General features: G+C 71.7%; 12 protein-coding genes. 6 read left to right on the forward strand and 6 right to left on the reverse strand.

What is annotated here, in order from left to right; translation table 11 throughout:
* Positions 1–28 precede the first annotated feature (28 nt).
* The gene (locus P5G46_RS05825; RefSeq protein WP_408905181.1) at positions 29–1,618 is read left to right on the forward strand and encodes a phytoene desaturase family protein; all 1,590 of its coding nucleotides are present in this window, start codon (positions 29–31) and stop codon (positions 1,616–1,618) included.
* 224 nt (positions 1,619–1,842) lie between these two features.
* Positions 1,843–3,375, forward strand: coding sequence for an HNH endonuclease (locus tag P5G46_RS05830; RefSeq protein ID WP_408905182.1), 1,533 nt, complete (start codon positions 1,843–1,845; stop codon positions 3,373–3,375).
* A 204-nt stretch (positions 3,376–3,579) separates the two neighbouring features.
* On the opposite strand, the gene pdxR is transcribed toward P5G46_RS05830, so the two are convergent.
* Complete coding sequence (gene pdxR / locus P5G46_RS05835; RefSeq protein WP_408905183.1) at positions 3,580–5,004, reverse strand: MocR-like pyridoxine biosynthesis transcription factor PdxR; 1,425 nt, start codon at positions 5,002–5,004, stop codon at positions 3,580–3,582.
* Between the two features lie 82 nt (positions 5,005–5,086).
* On the opposite strand from pdxR, the gene P5G46_RS05840 reads away from it, so the two are divergent.
* Positions 5,087–5,761 (forward strand): pyridoxamine 5'-phosphate oxidase family protein, encoded by a 675-nt coding sequence (locus tag P5G46_RS05840; RefSeq protein ID WP_408905184.1) that lies wholly within the window; start codon positions 5,087–5,089, stop codon positions 5,759–5,761.
* Positions 5,762–5,933: 172 nt separating this feature from the next.
* Here the strand turns inward: P5G46_RS05840 and P5G46_RS05845 are convergent, their stop codons facing one another.
* Positions 5,934–9,368 (reverse strand): bifunctional proline dehydrogenase/L-glutamate gamma-semialdehyde dehydrogenase, encoded by a 3,435-nt coding sequence (locus tag P5G46_RS05845; protein ID WP_408905185.1) that lies wholly within the window; start codon positions 9,366–9,368, stop codon positions 5,934–5,936.
* A gap of 100 nt (positions 9,369–9,468) precedes the next feature.
* Here P5G46_RS05845 and P5G46_RS05850 point away from each other — a divergent pair, with 100 nt between their 5' ends.
* Positions 9,469–10,383, forward strand: coding sequence for a LysR family transcriptional regulator (locus P5G46_RS05850; protein ID WP_375095349.1), 915 nt, complete (start codon positions 9,469–9,471; stop codon positions 10,381–10,383).
* On the opposite strand, the gene P5G46_RS05855 is transcribed toward P5G46_RS05850, so the two are convergent.
* The gene (locus tag P5G46_RS05855; RefSeq protein WP_375095348.1) at positions 10,355–10,783 is read right to left on the reverse strand and encodes a MarR family transcriptional regulator; all 429 of its coding nucleotides are present in this window, start codon (positions 10,781–10,783) and stop codon (positions 10,355–10,357) included. The two genes, P5G46_RS05850 and P5G46_RS05855, sit on opposite strands and share 29 nt — an antisense overlap.
* A 143-nt stretch (positions 10,784–10,926) precedes the next feature.
* On the opposite strand from P5G46_RS05855, the gene P5G46_RS05860 reads away from it, so the two are divergent.
* The gene (locus tag P5G46_RS05860) at positions 10,927–11,274 is read left to right on the forward strand and encodes a hypothetical protein (protein WP_408905186.1); all 348 of its coding nucleotides are present in this window, start codon (positions 10,927–10,929) and stop codon (positions 11,272–11,274) included.
* A gap of 7 nt (positions 11,275–11,281) precedes the next feature.
* On the opposite strand, the gene P5G46_RS05865 is transcribed toward P5G46_RS05860, so the two are convergent.
* Positions 11,282–12,091: a helix-turn-helix domain-containing protein gene (locus P5G46_RS05865; protein WP_239276259.1), complete on the reverse strand. Its 810-nt coding sequence runs from the start codon at positions 12,089–12,091 to the stop codon at positions 11,282–11,284.
* A gap of 104 nt (positions 12,092–12,195) precedes the next feature.
* Between P5G46_RS05865 and P5G46_RS05870 the strand changes: the two genes are divergently transcribed.
* The gene (locus P5G46_RS05870; RefSeq protein ID WP_408905187.1) at positions 12,196–13,143 is read left to right on the forward strand and encodes a phytanoyl-CoA dioxygenase family protein; all 948 of its coding nucleotides are present in this window, start codon (positions 12,196–12,198) and stop codon (positions 13,141–13,143) included.
* Positions 13,144–13,206: 63 nt separating this feature from the next.
* Here the strand turns inward: P5G46_RS05870 and P5G46_RS05875 are convergent, their stop codons facing one another.
* Both P5G46_RS05875 and P5G46_RS05880 read right to left on the reverse strand, forming a co-directional pair.
* Entirely contained in the window at positions 13,207–15,267 is a 2,061-nt protein-coding gene (locus P5G46_RS05875; protein ID WP_408905188.1) for an alpha-galactosidase, read from the reverse strand.
* A gap of 8 nt (positions 15,268–15,275) precedes the next feature.
* Positions 15,276–16,601 (reverse strand): ABC transporter substrate-binding protein, encoded by a 1,326-nt coding sequence (locus P5G46_RS05880; protein WP_239276256.1) that lies wholly within the window; start codon positions 16,599–16,601, stop codon positions 15,276–15,278.
* Between the last annotated feature and the right edge of the window lie 10 nt (positions 16,602–16,611).

Below are 16,611 nucleotides of genomic sequence, written 5' to 3' on the forward strand. Positions count from 1 at the left end.
CCCGGGTCCGACTCGTTACCGTGGGGGCATGAGCGCCCCGGAGACCACTCGCTACGACGTCGTCATCGTCGGCGGAGGACACAACGCCCTCGTCGCCGCAACCTACCTCGCCCGCGCGGGGAGATCGGTCGTGGTTCTGGAGAAGCAGGATGCCGTCGGCGGCGCCGCCGTCTCGGAGCGGCCGTGGCCGGGAGTCGACGCCCGGTTGTCGCGGTACTCGTACCTGGTGAGCCTTCTGCCACGGACGATCATCGACGATCTCGGGCTCCGGATCGATCTCCGTCGGCGCCGGTACTCGTCCTACACCCCCGACCCGACGGATCCGACGCGCGGCATCCTGATCGATACGCACGACGCCGACGCCACCGCAGCGTCCTTTGCGCGCACCCTCGGCGACACGGCGGAAGCGGAGCGGTTCGCCGCGCTCGGCGAGCGACTCGCCCCGCTCGGGCGGGCCGTCTTCCCCACGATGACCGAGCCGCTGCCCACCGCCGACGAAGTGCGACGCCGACTCGACGACGACGATCTCTGGACCGCTCTGACCCAACGGCCCCTCGGCGACCTCCTGCGCACGTCGCTCGATAGCGACCTCGCCCGCGGCATCGCCTTCACCGACGGACTCATCGGCACCTTCGCATCCTCGGATGACACCTCACTCGCCCAGAACCGATGCTTCCTCTACCACGTCATCGGCGGCGAATCCGGCCATTGGGACGTCCCCGTAGGAGGCATGGGGGCCGTGACCGCGGAGCTGGAACGGGCGGCCCGCGAGTCCGGCGTCGACATCCGCACCGGTATCGAGGTCATCTCGGTCTCGCCCTCGGGTGAGGTGCACGGCGTGACCGACCGGTCCGAGGCCTACGTCGGAGAGGTCGTGCTCAGCGGCGTGGGGAACGCGGTGCTCGCGCGACTGCTGACCGCCGGCGGAGCCCCCACCGAGGCACCCGCACCCGAGGGCGCGCAGATCAAGGTCAACATGCTCCTCTCCCGCCTGCCGCGGCTGAAGGACACGTCGGTGACGCCCGAGGCGGCGTTCGCGGGCACGTTCCACGTCAACGAGACGATGACCCAATTGGATGCCGCCTACGTTGCGGCATCCGCGGGACTCGTGCCCGAGCCGCTCCCCGCCGAGATCTACTGCCACTCGCTCACCGACCCGTCGATCCTCGGCGAAGAACTCCGCGCGAGCGGCGCGCAGACGCTCACCCTGTTCGGGCTGCAGGTGCCGCACCGACTCATCGACGGCCAAGATCCCGTCGCGGCCGGAGCCCGCCTGCTCGCCGCGGCACAGCAGTCGCTGGACTCGGTGCTGGACGAACCGCTGCGGGACTGCATCCTCGAGGCCCCCGACGGCCGCCTGTGCATCGAGGCGCGCACGACCACCGATCTCGAGCGGTCGCTCGGCATGATCGGAGGAGACATCTTCCACGGCGGCCTTTCGTGGCCGTGGCTGGAGGGCCCCGCCGACGGGCTGGGGCCCGCCGAGCGATGGGGCGTGCAGACGGGCCACGGACGCATCCTCGTGTGCGGATCCTCGGCGCAGCGCGGCGGCGCGGTGAGCGGCATCGCGGGGCACAACGCGGCGATGGCGGCGCTGGAGATCCTCGAACGGCGCTGAACGGGGGGGGTTCCGGGGCGCAGTGGCGGCTGAGAGTTCTGGAACGGCGCGGAAGTGCGAGATTCTGGGGCACAGTGCGGCGACGTCGGAGATCTATGGCCAGCGCGAGAGTGGGCCAGCGCGAGAGTGCGGAATGCTGGCATCCGCAGCACCGAAGGGTGATTCCGGGCGAGATTCAGACGAGATCACTTCAGAGTGTCGAACATGTGTTCTAGCGTGGAGTCATGGCATCCACCCCCCGCTCCATCCCCCTCGGGAAGGATGAGGGTGGCTCGCTGCGGACACTCGTCGAGCAGATCCGGGAACAGTCGCGGCAGGCCGCGAAGACTCACGCCGAGCTCGTGAAGCTGCGTTCCGAGGCCCTGCGTATCGCGCTCGACGAGGTCGCCCGCTCGCGCTCCCGGAACGCGAGGGAGCGCGAGATGCCCGTCCGTTCACTCGCGCTCGAGATCGCCGTCGCGACGCAGAGTCATGACCTCACGGTGCAGCGAGAACTCTCCGACGCGCACACGCTGACCGAGAAGTTCGCCGCGACGGTCGACGCTCTTTCCGCCGGGCGCATCGGCGCGCGCCACGCACAGGCGATCCTCGAGACGGGGGTCGTGCTCGACGACGACGCGACGCGCGCCGGATGGGAGCAGGTCGTGCTCGCCCGCGCGGAACGCGAATCACCGGGACGCGTGCGCGCTTTCGGACGGGAGCTCGCCGAGAGCGTGCACCCCGTCGGAATGAGCACGCGTCACGCGCGCGCCGCCGCGACGCGCGGCGTGAGCGTGCGCGACCTCGCCGACGGCATGGCCGAGCTGAGCGTGATCCTGCCGGCGACGGTCGCCTACGGGATCCGCGACCGCCTGCGGCGGCAGGCCGTTGCGATTCGCGACGCCGCGCTGCGCGAAGAGGCGGTCGTCGACGGGGCGCGGGCTGCGGCCGATGCGGCGGGGGCGGCCGTCTTGGACGCAGCGGCTCCAGCTGCGGCGGGGGCGTCTGTGGCGGCGGCGGCGGCGCGCGGAGCGGCGGCAGTGCGCGTGGCGGCGGGGGCGCCCGTCTTGGATGCAGCGGCACCGGCTGCGGCGGGGTCGTCCCTGGCGGCGGCCGAGTCGGAGGCGCGAGCGGGAACCCGCCCGACCGACGCCGAGGCACGCGACACCCGCACTCTGGCGCAGATCGGAGCCGACGTCTGTGCCGACCTGCTGCTGACCGCCGTCCCCGCGATCGACCCGACGACGGATGCCGACTGCCCGGGCGGACTGGGGGCGATCCGCGGCCGGGTGCAGATCACGGTTCCCGTTCTGACGCTTCTCGGGCACGCGGACGCGGGTGCCAGTATCGACGGCCTCACCCCGATCGACGCCGCGACGGCGCGGCACCTCGCCGCCCACGCTCCCGGCTGGGACCGCGTCCTCTGCCACCCCGTGTCGGGGACCGTGCTGGACGTCGACCGGTACACGCCGACAGCCGCGCAGCGGCGCTTCCTCGCTGCCCGCGATCGGCACTGCCGGGCTCCCGGATGCCGGGCCCCCATCGCGCGATGCCAGATCGATCACAACCATGAAGCTCACGAGGGCGGCCCGACCCACCTCGCCAACCTGTGTCACCTGTGCGTCCGACACCACACGCTGAAGACCGAGACCGGATGGACGGTGACGCAGGCTCCCGATGGGACGCTCACCTTCCACAGTCCCCTGGGACAAGAACGCACCGAAAAGCTCGCACCCCGGGTGTTGTTCGTACCGGATACGGATCCGCCGCCGTTCTGATCCCGCGGGGATGGAGCCGGGCGACACGCCTCGTCTTCGGACCATCGCTCTTCGCGATCGGCCCGGCGGCTGCCCCCTGCCGGTCGTCATCGGTCCCGCTACAGCCCCGGGCCCGCCCCGCCGCCCCGGCCCTTGCCTGCCGCGCCCTCTGCGGGGACGGCTCTCCCCACGCCCGCATCCGCCGCGCCGACGCCCTCCCTTCCCTCAGCGGGGAGAGCGCCCCCCGCCACCGGCGTCGCGGGCGCTCAGCACCTTCGCGACGACGGCGAGCGCCTCCACGAGCTGCGGAATGGTCGGTTCGGCGTATCCCAGAACGATGCCGACAGCGGGACTCGAGGGCGCGTCGGGGACCGAGTACGCCCCGAGCCCGGCCACGAGCACGCCGCGCTGCGCAATGGCGTCGACCAGGGCCGCCTCCTCCCCCGGTTCGGCCGGCGACAGCAGCGCCACGGCGTGCAGCCCGCCGTTCACGGCCGCCAGCGACACCCCCGCGATGGATCCGAGGGCCTCCAGCACGAGCTGCCGCCGGTGGCGGTAGTCGCGGCGGCGACGCGCGGTGTGCCGCGCGAGCGAACCGTCCGCGAGGTACAGCGCCAAGGCCTGCTGCGCGACCTCCGACACAGGTGCGTCGAGGTCGGCGCGGGCCTGGCGGATCCGGTCCCGCACCACTCCGGAGGCGACCACCCAGCCGCACCTCAGGGCGGGACTGAGCACCTTCGACACGCTTCCGATCAGCACGACATGCCTAGGGTCGAGCAGGCGAAGGGGCGGGAGCGGAGCACGACCGTGCGGGAACTCGCTGTCGTAATCGTCCTCGATCACCACCGTCCCGGTGTCTCGCGCCCACGCGGTCAGGCGCGCCCGCGCCGCCGCGTCGAGTCGGCTTCCGAGCGGGTAGTGGTGGTGGGGTGTGACGACGACGGCATCCAGGTCTCGGTGCCGCTCCACGGCATCCAGATCGAGTCCCCCGTCGACCGACACCGGCAGGGGGACCCTTTCGACGCCGGCTCGACCCAGGATCATGCGAACACGCGGGTAGCCCGGGTTCTCGATCCCGACCCGCGCGCGCCGCGAACCTGACAGGCTCAGGGCCAACAGCAGCAGGGCGTCGCTCGTCCCGGCCGTGACGATCACGTCGCCCGGATCGACAGTCAGCCCGCGGGTACGCCCGAGGTGGCGGGCGATCTCCTCACGCAGCGCGAGCAGCCCGGTCTCGTCGTCGACATCGGGCGCGGGGTCGACCGCGCTCGCCCGCCGCCACGCCGACCGCCACGCGGCATCGGCGAGCCCCCGCGTGCCGGGGCGGCCCGGACGCAGATCGGTCGCCGACGGAGCGGTCGCCGACGGCTGTGGCGGCACCTCCGAGGCGAACGACGGCTGCCGCGGAAGCACCGCGACCGTCGTGCGCGCGCCGGGCCGCGCCACGAGGTACCCCTCACCCGCGAGCGTCTCGAACGCGGCGACGACGGTCCCCCGGGCGATGCCGAGATCGGCGGCGAGCGTGCGCGTCGAGGGAAGCGGCTCCCCCGGCGTGAGGCGTCCGTCGACGATCGCACCTCGGAGCCCCTGGGTGAGCTGCGTGTGCAGCGGGACGGGCGAGGAGCGATCCAGGATGCCGGACGAGATCACGGAACCGATCCTGGCACTGGTCCACCCGATCCAGAGAAAACCGGTCTATGCATCGGTCCTCTTGGGGGCGTGAGATCGACACATGACCGATCTGCCGCTCACTCCCCTGACCCGCATCCGACGGCTCCCGCATCACCAGGTCACCGATCGCGCAGCCCTCTACGACATCATCGACGGGGCCCTCGCGGCGACGCTCGCGATCTCGCGCGACGGGCGCCCCGTGGCGCTTCCGGTCGGCATCGGTCGTGACGGCGACGACGTCCTCATCCACGGGTCGACCGGCAGCGACTTCTTCCGGAGGATCGCCGCGGGGGCACCGGTCTGTCTGACCGTCACGCACCTGCTCGGACTGAAGTACGCGCGTTCCCTGTTCGACAGCTCGATGCGCTACCGCTGCGCCGTGGTGCACGGGATGGCATCCGTCGTCCCTCCCGACGACAAGGAAAGCGCTCTCCTCACCCTGTCGGAGCACCTGATGCCCGGACGTCCGGCCGAAGTGCGCCCCATGACCGCGCGGGAGCTCGCGGCGACCATGGTCCTGCGTCTGCCTCTCGCCGAAGCCAGCGTCAAAGACAACGCCGGCTCCGCAGTCGAAGAGGACGACGACGGGGAAGACCGCTCGGTATGGGCCGGCACCCTCCCCCTTCGGGTGGTAACCGGCGACCCGGTCACCTCCGCGCAGACCCGACCGTCGACCGCGATCCCCGCGTCGGTCCGCCGCGCAGCGGAACGGATCGCCGCCAGCGGCACGGCGTAGGAGCCGTCAGACCCTCGGAAGCGCGGACACCACGGCGTCGCCGCCTCGTCAAAGTCCCGGAGGCGCACACGACGGCGTCGCCCAGCCGCCCGAGCCCCGGAAGCGGGCACGCCGCGGCGCAGCCCACCCGCCGGAGCGTCACGAGCGCGCGCGCCGTCACCTCATCCGACTGTCAGGGCGCCACGAGCGGCGGCACCGTGTATCGCCGCGGTGTGCCGAAGCGATGGGCCGTGATGGACACCGCCTGTTCGCGGAGGAACGGCAGCAGCTCGACCTCGCCGGAGCGGGTCGGCTCACCCGCGTACACCGCGACAGCGGGCGATCCGTCGGTGATCGCGGCGAACGCGTCCGGAGAACCGCCGAGCAGGCGCACACGGCCGCCGGTGCGGACGAGACGAGCCGCTCGACGCTCCCACGCGCCGGCGTCCTCGATCGCGGAGGCCACGCCCGCGCCCTCGAGCCAGGCCCGCACCGCGGGCGACAGCTCGCGGTGCGCGCTGACCGTCACGGTCGACCCTGCCCGCACGCCCGCGGCCACCACCCGGACGAGAGCGACGTCGCGCGCGTCCTCGAGACGCACGGTCACCGGGACCGCGGCGTACCGCAACACGTTCTGCTCCGACTGCAGCGCGGTCACGTCACGCGCGACGGCGAACTCGCTCGACCAGATGGCGGCATCGGATGCCAGAGCGGAAGCGAGCCACTCGCGATCCTCTGCCGGAACGGCCGCCGACGCCGACCCGACGAGGGAATCTCCCCCGCGCGGCGCGGAGGACTCGGCATCCGTCCACGTCCCGAATCCGAAGAGGTAGTGCGGACCGCCGGCCTTGGTGCCCGCTCCGACCGCCGACTTCTTCCACCCGCCGAAGGGCTGCCGCTGCACGATGGCGCCCGTCGTGCCGCGGTTGACGTAGACGTTCCCCGCCTCGATGCGCGACAGCCACCGCTCGATCTCAGCCTCGTCCAGCGCGTGCAGTCCCGACGTGAGGCCGTACTCGATCGCGTTCACGATCTCGATCGCCTCGTCGAGCGTCTCGGCGGTCATGATGCCCAGCACGGGTCCGAAGTATTCCGTGCGGTGGAACTCGCTCCCCGGCTGGACCCCCTCGCGGATGCCGGGTCGCCACAGTCGCCCGTCCTCGTCGAGGCGGCGCGGCTCGACGACCCACCGCTGGCCGGGCTCGAGGGTCGTCAGCGCCCGCAGCAGCTTGCCCTGCGCGGGCTCGATGAGCGGTCCCACGCGGGCGGCGTCGTCCCACGGCATCCCTACCTCGAGGGAGGTGACCGCGTCGACGAGCTGGTCCCGGAACCGGCGAGACGTGGCGACCGACCCGACGAGAACGACCAGCGACGCGGCCGAGCACTTCTGGCCCGCGTGGCCGAAGGCCGAGAGTGCGACGTCCTTCGCGGCGAGGTCGAGGTCGGCGCTGGGGGTCACGATCACCGCGTTCTTGCCGCTCGTCTCGGCCAGCAGGGGAAGATCGGGCCGGAACGAGCGGAACAGCTCCGCCGTCTCGTACGCGCCCGTCAGCACCACGCGCTCCACAGCCGGGTGGGTCAGCAGCTGCCGACCGAGGTCGTTCTCGGAGACCTGCACGAGCGTCAGCACGTCGCGCGGGACGCCCGCCTCCCAAAGTGCCTCCACCATGACCGCTCCCGAGCGCTCGGCGAGCGCGGCCGGCTTGATCACAACTGCGGACCCGGCCGCGAGCGCGGCGAGGGTCGAGCCGGCGGGGATGGCGACGGGGAAGTTCCAGGGCGGGGTCACCACCGTCACGCCCACCGGCGTGAAGCGGGCGCCGTCGACACGATCCAGGTGCCGCGCGTGCTCGGCGTAGTAGTGCGCGAAGTCGATCGCCTCCGACACCTCGGGATCGCTCTGCTCGACGACCTTTCCGCACTCGGCCCCCATCACCTCGACGAGCTCGGCGCGCCGCGCCTCGAGCACGTCACCGGCCCGGTGGAGGATCTCGGCGCGGGCATCGGCGCCGAGGTCACGCCACGCGGCGGCGGCAGCAGCGGCGGCGCGGATGCGCTGATCGAGGACCGCCTCGTCCGACACGGTGTGCGCCGCGATCGTCTCAGCACCCCGGCGCGACGTCGCCATGCGCGCGACGATCTCCGCCGCCCACGCGCGATTCGCCGCGATCGCGGGGTCCGAGTCCGGGGTGTTGCGGAAGCCCTCCCGCGGAGCGGGCTCCGGCACCGCGGTGCGGTCCTGCACCCGGTGCGACGCGGGCACACCCTCCGGCATGTCCGCGAGAGACGCGAGGAACCGGTCGCGCTCCCGCGCGAACAGCGCCTCGTGCGTGTCGAGATCGAACACCGCCGACATGAAGTTCTCGCTCGAAGCGCCCTCTTCGAGGCGGCGGATGAGGTAGGCGATCGCGACGTCGAACTCCTGCGGGTGCACGACCGGCGTGTAGAGCAGGATCGAGCCGACGGTGCGCCGCACCACCGCCTGCTGCGCCGTGGCCATGCCGAGCAGCATCTCCACGTCGACACCGCCCGTGACGCCACGCCGTTCGGCCAGCAGCCAGGCCAGCGCGATGTCGAAGAGGTTGTGCCCCGCGACGCCGATGCGCACGTGCGCCGTGTGCTCGGGGCGCAGAGCGTAGTCGAGCACCGCCTTGTACGAGGCATCCGTGGCCTGCTTGGACGGCCAGGTCGCCAGGGGCCAGTCGTGGACATCGGCATCGACGCGCTCCATCGGCAGGTTCGCGCCCTTCACGACGCGGACCTTGATGGCGGCGCCACCGGATGCCACGCGCGCCGCCGCCCAGTCCTGCAGGCGCATCATCGCGGCGAGGGCATCCGGAAGGTACGCCTGCAGCACGATGCCGGCCTCGACGTCGTGGAACTCTGCCTCCCCGAGCAGCGTCTCGAACACCGCCAGTGTCAGATCGAGGTCCTTGAACTCCTCCATGTCGAGGTTCAGGAACGTCCCGGTCTCCTTCGCCACCCGGTAGAGGGGGCGCAGGGCCGAGACCGCGTCCGACACCGCCGCGTCGAAGGCCCACGGGGTGTGCGGCGCGACGGTCGACGAGACCTTGATCGAGACATAGTCGACGTCGTCGCGGGCGAGCAGGCGCCGCGTGCCCTCCAGGCGCCGAGCCGCCTCCTTCTTCCCGAGGATCGCCTCGCCGAGGAGGTTCACGTTGAGACGGATGCCCTCGCCGCGGCCGCGGATGGCGGCAATGGCATCCCCCAGGCGGCGGTCGCTCGCGTCGACGATGAGGTGACGCACCATCGACCGCAGCGCCGCGCGTGCGGCCGGGACCACCACCCGGGGCACGATCGGGGCGGTGAGCGCGCCGAGGCGGATCGCGGCCTTCAGATGCAGGGGGAGGAAGGAGGGGACGAGCGGTGCGAGACCGGCGAGGTTGGCGGCCGCGACGCGCAGGTCCTCGGGTCGGACGACACCGTCGACGAATCCCACCGTGAACGCCAGACCGTTCGGGTCACGCAGCACACCGGCGAGTCGGGTGGCCGCCGCATCGACGGGCTCCGAACGGCTTTCCGCCAGCCAGCGTCGAACGAGCGCGACGGCGTCGTCGGCCAGGTCGGCGGGCGCGATCTCGGCGGGGGTGACATCGGTGAGCGACATGGGGATCCTTCCTCGGATGCCCTCAGTGTGCGGCCGGCGTACGATCGAGAAAAGCGATGATTTGCGAACGGTATTGTTCGCGAAACCTGAACGGAGCGGAATGTTCGACCTTCGTCGTCTGCGGCTCTTGCACGAGCTGTCGATGCGCGGCACGCTGGCGGCGGTCGCGGATGCCCTCTCGTTCAGCCCGTCGACGATCTCGCAGCAGCTCGCGCAGCTCGAACGCGACGCCGGCGTTCCCCTGCTCGAGCCGGACGGCAGGCGCGTGCGCCTCACGGCACAGGGAGAAGCCCTCGCCGCGCACGCGGCCCGCATGCTCGCCGCCGACGAGGCCGCGAGGGCCGAGCTCGAGTCGCTGCAGCCGTCACGCGCCCCCGTGCGACTGGCGGTGATGCAGTCCGCCGCGCACGGCATCCTCCCGCGCGCTCTGGGCGCCCTCGCCGAGACCGAGCCGGGACTGCGTGTCGAGGTCGTCGAGCTCGCGCCCGAAGAGAGCCTCTTCGAGGTCGCCGCGCGGGGATTCGATCTCGCCGTGGCCGAACAGTATCCGGGGCACACGCGCGAGCAGCGCCAGCTCCTCGAGCGGCGCACGCTCGGAAGGGATGCCATCCACCTCGCCGTCGCGCACGGCGACGACGCCGCGTCGATCACCGACCTGAGCGAGCGGGCGTGGGTGATGGAGCCGGAGGGGACGGCTGCCCGCCAATGGGCGACGCAACAGTGCCGCGCCGCGGGATTCGAACCCGACGTGCGTTTCGAGCTCGCCGACCTCACCGCACACGTGCGCCTGGTGGCGTCCGGTCACGCGGTCGGCATGATCCCGGCGCTGGTCTTCGGGGGCGACGAGCCGGCGACCCGGCTCCTCGACCTCCCCGGGCGGCCGCGACGGGAGATCTTCACGGCGGTGCGGCGCGGTACGGCCGAGCGTCCCGGCATCCGAGCCGTGCGGTCGGCCCTGCAGACGGCGTTCGATGGGGCGACGGGGATCAGCGCGGACCCTGCGCCGCGCGGATGATGCGGTGCAGAGTCTCCGCGAAGTCGTCGGTCGTCGACGCCGGCTCGGCGTCGACGGCACCATCGAGGTCGCGCGTGAAGCGGTCGAGCCGTGACCAGGGCACGGCATCCAGGTCGACCTCGAGGTGGATGTGGTTCATCCGGCGATCCGCGGTGTCGAGTTCGCGACGCACCAGACCGCGCTCGACGAGCCGGTCGACCAGCGTCGTCACACCGGCCGACGTCACGCCCAGGTGGTCGCGCAGTTCGGAGGGCCGGATGCCGGGACGCTCGCGGATGCGCAGCAGTGCCCGCACCTCGGTCTCACTGAGCCGCAGCTCGGCCCGTGTCGCCAGCTCCGCGGAGCGCCGCGCCTCGACGTAGGCGTCGAGCGCGAGGGAGAGAGCGGGACGGGACGACATGGCTCCACAGTATGGGCGACTGCCTAGATCTGTGAATAATTCGGCTCACTATTTAAGACGCTTAAATGATGGTACGGTCACGTCCGCGTCCCGGCACGGGATAATGACGTGAGCGCCGCCCGAGCGCCGAGACGGAGTCCGCCGTGCCTGTACGTGATCTGCTCGACATGCAGCTGCTGGAGCAGTGGCTCGACGAGTTCCGAAGCCTCGGCTATCTCACCGGCAGCGACATCCGTGTGCTGGAGCAGCAGGACGACGCCGACGCCCGTCGCGGACTGATCGTCGTCGACCTGAGCGAGGCGGCGACCATCACGTATCTCCAGCCGATCGCCGAGAGCGAAGGCCGCTGGAAGGCCACGATGGAGGCGCGCGACACCACGATCGAGCTCACGGCGGTCGAGTTGGTGAACCTCGGCAACGAGGTCAATGTCCTCGGCGCGCTGGTGTCCTTCCTGGAGACGAAGTCGCGGGCGCTGCTCGCCTCCTGCTAGCGCCGCGTCACCCTCCGTGGCGACGCCGGTACGCGGCCGGCGCCTCCCCGGTGTGTTCGCGGAACCGGGCGTAGAACTGGCTCAGCGAACCGAACCCCGCGGATGCCGCGATGTCGGGGATGCCGGCATCCGTCATGAGAAGTAGCTCGCGCGCCCGTGCGATCCTGCACTGCGCGAGGTACTCGCCGACCGTGACGCCCAGAGCCGCCCGGAACACCGACATCGCGTGATGCGGGTGCAGGTGGACCTGCGCGGCGACGTCCGCAACGGAGATGTCCTCCGCCGCGTGACGGGCGATCCACGCCGCCATGTCGGCCACATCCGCCCTCAGGCCTCCGCCAGCGCGACCCGCGGGCGCCGCAGGAGCAACCGCGTGCGCCGCGCGCAGGACGAACGCCTGCACCTCCCCCACCGCGGCGCGGCGCAAGGGGTGAGCCGCCGCCAGCTCGTCGCTCCACGACTCGACGCGGTCGGCGAGGGCCAGCGGACCGACGGCGGTTCCCGCCACCGCGATCTCGCCCGCGAACATCCGCGCGAGGAACGCGCCGGGCAGGCGCCATCCCCGCGCTTGCGCCAACGGAACGGTCAGCCACGCCAGCGCGCTCTCGCCCGAGTCGCGAACGAGCTGGTGCGGGCGCGCCGCCCAGAACACCGCGAGGGCTCCCGCGGGGATGACCACTTGACGCCCGTCGATCAGGTACTCCAGATCCACCGGAGCGGTGTTGAATTCGAGGTCGTCGTGCGTGTGCGCCACCGACATGCGCGGCACCGCTCCCCGCCAACACGCGAGGTCGAACGACGAGATCGCAGAACCCATGATCCGAGTATCCCGGAAGAACGGAGGTCTGCACGCGAGGAGATCGCCTTTCTTCGGCCCATAGCGTGAGGGGACGCCTCGCCGAGGCGACAGAAAGGAACCTCATGACCTCGCTCGCGCCGACACTGCCCTCGGTGTCGACCTCGCCGTACCACCTGACCCCCGAGCAGATCGCGCACTTCGACGCACACGGCTACGTCGTCCTCCCCGGGCGGATTCCCGCTGACCTGCTCGCGCGCCTGCAGGACGCCGCCGATGACTGGATCGCCGACGGCCGCGCCCTCGGCCCCGACCACCCCGAGGGGCCCGACTACCAGTGGGCCACCCGGGGCGGCGCCCGCCGCATGTTCCGCGTCGACTACCTCCACGGGAAGGGCTCCCCCGCCTCGCTCGAGCTCCTCGGTTCGCCCGCGGTGCTCGGCATCGCCGAGAGCCTCGCCGGCCCCGACCTGGTGCCGACCTACGAATCCCTGGTCTTCAAGGACACCGGCGATGGCGCCGCGATCGACTGGCACCAGGATGCCGTGCACCCCCGTACGCACCGCATCTTCAACATCGACGTCTACCTCGACGCGTCGAAAGCCGGGGAAGGCGCGCTCCGCGTGGCTCCCGGGTCGCACCTCGCCCCCGTCGACGTCTGCCAGCTGCAGGACGAGTTCGGGTGGGACGCACCCGGCGTCGTCCAGGTGGAGCTCGAGCCCGGAGACGTGCTCGTCCACGACGTCATGGTGGTGCACGGGTCGGAGGCCGTCACCGGCAACCGTCTGCGCCGCACCATCTACTACGAGTTCCGCGCGGCGGAGCAGATCCGCACGGAGGGGCCCTGGGATGCCGAGTGGGTGGACCGACGCATGCGCCTGCTGCCGCTGGGGCTCGAGGCCCACGCCCGCCGCTTCCCCGACAGCGAGCAGTTCCAATGGAACGCCTCGCCGGAGGTGCGTCCGCAGATGTCCGGCGACGCCGACGCAGAGCTGCGCATCGCGCACCTCGTGCACTCCCCAGGCTCGTACTGCAGCGCCGGCAGCGTCCCCTTCACCCCCGAGGACGACTGACCGACCCGCGCCCCACGACGAATCGCCCCGTCCCGAACCCGGGACGGGGCGATTCGTCTGTCGTCACACGGCGACGGCGTGAAGGAGGAGCGCCTCCCCCGGGGCCAGGAGCGGCGCCGTAAGCACGCCCTCGGCGAGCACCGAGCCGGGGAGCTCGACTCCGTTCGCGAGCCACGCGGGATCGGCATCCTGGACCGTCCGCACGGGAGCACCGACATCGCACACCCGCACGCGGTAGCGCCGGAGCGGGTCGAGGCCCGGCAGCGAGATCGGCGACGGCAGCGCCGCCTCGAAACGATCCAGGGCGACGTAGGCGAACAGTCCCTCCGTGCGGTCGGGCGAGACCACGCCGTGCTGCAGCAGGGCAGGGTCGGCATCGTCCGACCGGACGGCCGTGCCCCCGTGCACCAGGGCACGGTGCGTGCGGTACACCTCGGTCCATCGCGCGAGGACGTCGAGCTGAGCGTCGTCGAGCCGCGAGATGTCGGACTCGATGCCGGCGTGCAGGAACAGCGCCGTCGCGAGACGGAACGCCATCGAGGCCGTCCGGCCGGTCGTGTGCGCACGCTCGTCGCCCACGTGGGATCCGAGGAACTCCGGCGGGATGAGGATGCCGGTCCACCGCTGGATCCGCTGACGGGCGAGGGGATCGTTGGTGTCGCTCGTCCAGAACCGGTCGACGCGCCGCAGGATGCCGAGATCGATGCGGGCACCCCCGGACGCGCACGACTCGATCTCGACGTCCGGGTGGGCGGCGCGAAGCGCGTCGAGCAGCCGGTACAACGCCCTAACCTGCCCGCCGGAGTGCGGGACGAGGAGGTCGCGGTTGTGGTCCCACTTGAGCGCCGCGATCGGGTACTGCGTCAGCAGGGCATCGAGACTGTCGAACACGTGCCGCCAGGCATCCGGATGCGTGAGGTCGAGCACGTGCTGCCACCGCCACGACACCGCGTCCGCGGGCGTCAGCATCCAGTCGGGGTGTGCGCGCGCGAGGTCGGAGTCGGCGCTGACCATCTCGGGCTCGACCCAGAGCCCGAACTGCAACCCCGCCTCCGAGACGCGGGAGATGAGAGGACCGAGGCCGTCCGGCCACACCCGCTCGTCGACCGTCCAGTCGCCGAGCGCCCGGCGGTCATCGGTGCGGCCGTGGAACCAGCCGTCGTCGAGCACCAGGCGTTCCGCGCCCACTCGGGCGGCCGCCTCGACCAGGGGCGTGAGCCGCTCGAGCGAGTGGTCGAAGTACACGGCCTCCCACGTGTTGAGGGTCACCGGGCGCGGGCCACGCGGGGTGGCCCACGACCGCACCCACGGATGCAGGCGCGCGGAGAGCCCGTCCAGACCCTCGTCCGACCAGACGGCCACGACCGTGGGGGCGGCGTAGGTCTCGCCCGGAGCGAGCACGTGACCGTCGAGGCGTTCTCCGGCCCCGACCACGGACGCACCCAGGTCGCTGCGCTCGAGCCACACCGAGCGGTCGCCGCTCCACGCGACGTGCGTGGCCCAGACCTCGCCGTGGCGGAACCCGAACCCGGGAGTCCCGACCGTGAACAGGAAGGGGTCGTCGTGTCCGCCTCGGCCGTGGCGCGTGTCACGCGCCCACACGCCGTGACCCGGACGCAGGCGCTGCGGCTCGCGCTCGCCGGCCCAGCGGCCGGTGAAGTCGAGCACCTCGCGGGCCCGCGACGGCACGGGCAGGAGGGCGGCGAGGGCGCGCACCTCGATGTCGGCGGGGCCGTCGTTGCGCACCCGGCGGTCCACGAGCAGAACGCCCTCGGGGCTGAGGGCGTACCGCAGTTCGATCCGGGCGTCGCCGAGGGCGAGCATCGTCAGGACGGCATCGCCGTCGCGGCCGGTCCCGATGTGGCGGAGCGCGGCGGCGTGGGGGGAGATCTCGACGGCGGGACGCCCGGTCCAGCCTTCGGTGAGGAGAGGGACGACGCTCACCCGGAACGGGTGGTCGATCGAACTCGGGGCGATGGCGGGTGCGCTCGCGTCGGCCAGGGCGGTGAGGGCGGCGGTGTCGAGGTCACCGAGGGCGCGGCCCCAATGCACCACGACCGGCGCCGCCGTGCCGCGGGCGTCGATGATGAGGTCGACGCCCGCGGCGCGGAGGTGATGGATCATGCCCGCGGTTACTCCGCGACCGGGATCGACTGCGCCTCGAGGGTCGCGATGGTCTTCTCCTGAGCGGAGGCCAGTGCCTCGGCCAGAGTCCCCGAACCGGCGACGGCCGACTTGAAGCCGTCCGACACGTCGGCGTACACCTGGGTCATGGTCGGGCCCCACACGAAGTTGGGGTCGACCTGGCCGGAGGCCTCGGCGAAGACGTCGTAGATCTTCTGGTCACCGTAGAAGGGCACGCCCTCCTGCAGCGACGGCAGCGACAGGCCGTCCTTGGTCGCGGGGTAGATCGCCGCGGTCGTGTTCAGCGACGTCAGGGCTTCCTCCGACGTGTTGAGCCACAGCGCGAACTTCGCCGCCTCGTAGAGGTGCTCGGTCGACTTGAACACCGCGATGGAGGATCCACCCCAGTTCCCCGCCGCCGACTGACCGGCCTCCCACTGCGGGCTCTGCGCGACCGACCAGTTGCCGGCCGTGTCGGGAGCGCCGCTCGAGATGGAGTTGGCGCCCCACACGGCGGAGTTCCACGTCCACACCTCACCGGTGTTGTAGGCGTTGTTCCACTCGTCGGTCCACGCCGGGTACGACGAGACGAGGTCGTCTTCGATGAGACCCTGCCAGTAGTCGGCGACCTGGGTCGAGACGCTGTCGGTCAGATCGACCTGCCACGCGTCCCCGTCGTTGGCGAACCACTGCCCGCCGGCCTGCCACACGAAGCCGGCGAACTGGTTGATGTCGCTCTGCGAGAAGTTGGTGATGTATCCCCCCAGCTCGCGGATCTTCACGGCCGCCTCGCGGTACTCGTCCCACGTCGTGGGAACCTCGATGCCGTTCTGGGCGAACAGGTCGCTGCGGTAGAACAACGCCATGGGGCCGGCGTCCTGCGGCACACCGTAGACCTCGTTCTCGGTGCCGAGCGTTACCTGCTTCCAGGTCCAGTCGACGAACTGGTCCTGAGCGGCGACGACCTCTTCACACGCGCCGAGGTTCGCCAGTCCGTCCTGCACGCGGAAGTTCGGCAGCGCGTCGTACTCGATCTGGCCCAGGTCGGGGGCGTTCCCCGCCTGCAGCTGGTTGAAGAAGTTCTGGTACGTGCCGGCGTTGCCGGAGGGGCCGGTCTGCACCTCGACCTGGATGTCGGGGTTCTGCTCGTTCCAGATCGCCACGGCATCCTCGATGCCCGGGATCCACGAGGTGAACGTGAGCGTGACGTCCTCGCCCGCGGGGGCGCACGACGCCGCGTCGCCGCCGCCGGTGCTCGACGCCGAGCATCCCGCCATGACCAGGGCGCCCGCGGCGAGCAGGGCGACACTGACCGCTCTCTTCTTGTGCTGCATGATTCCTTCT

Source organism: Microbacterium mcarthurae (assembly GCF_046064585.1).
GTDB classification, from domain to species: domain Bacteria; phylum Actinomycetota; class Actinomycetes; order Actinomycetales; family Microbacteriaceae; genus Microbacterium; species Microbacterium mcarthurae.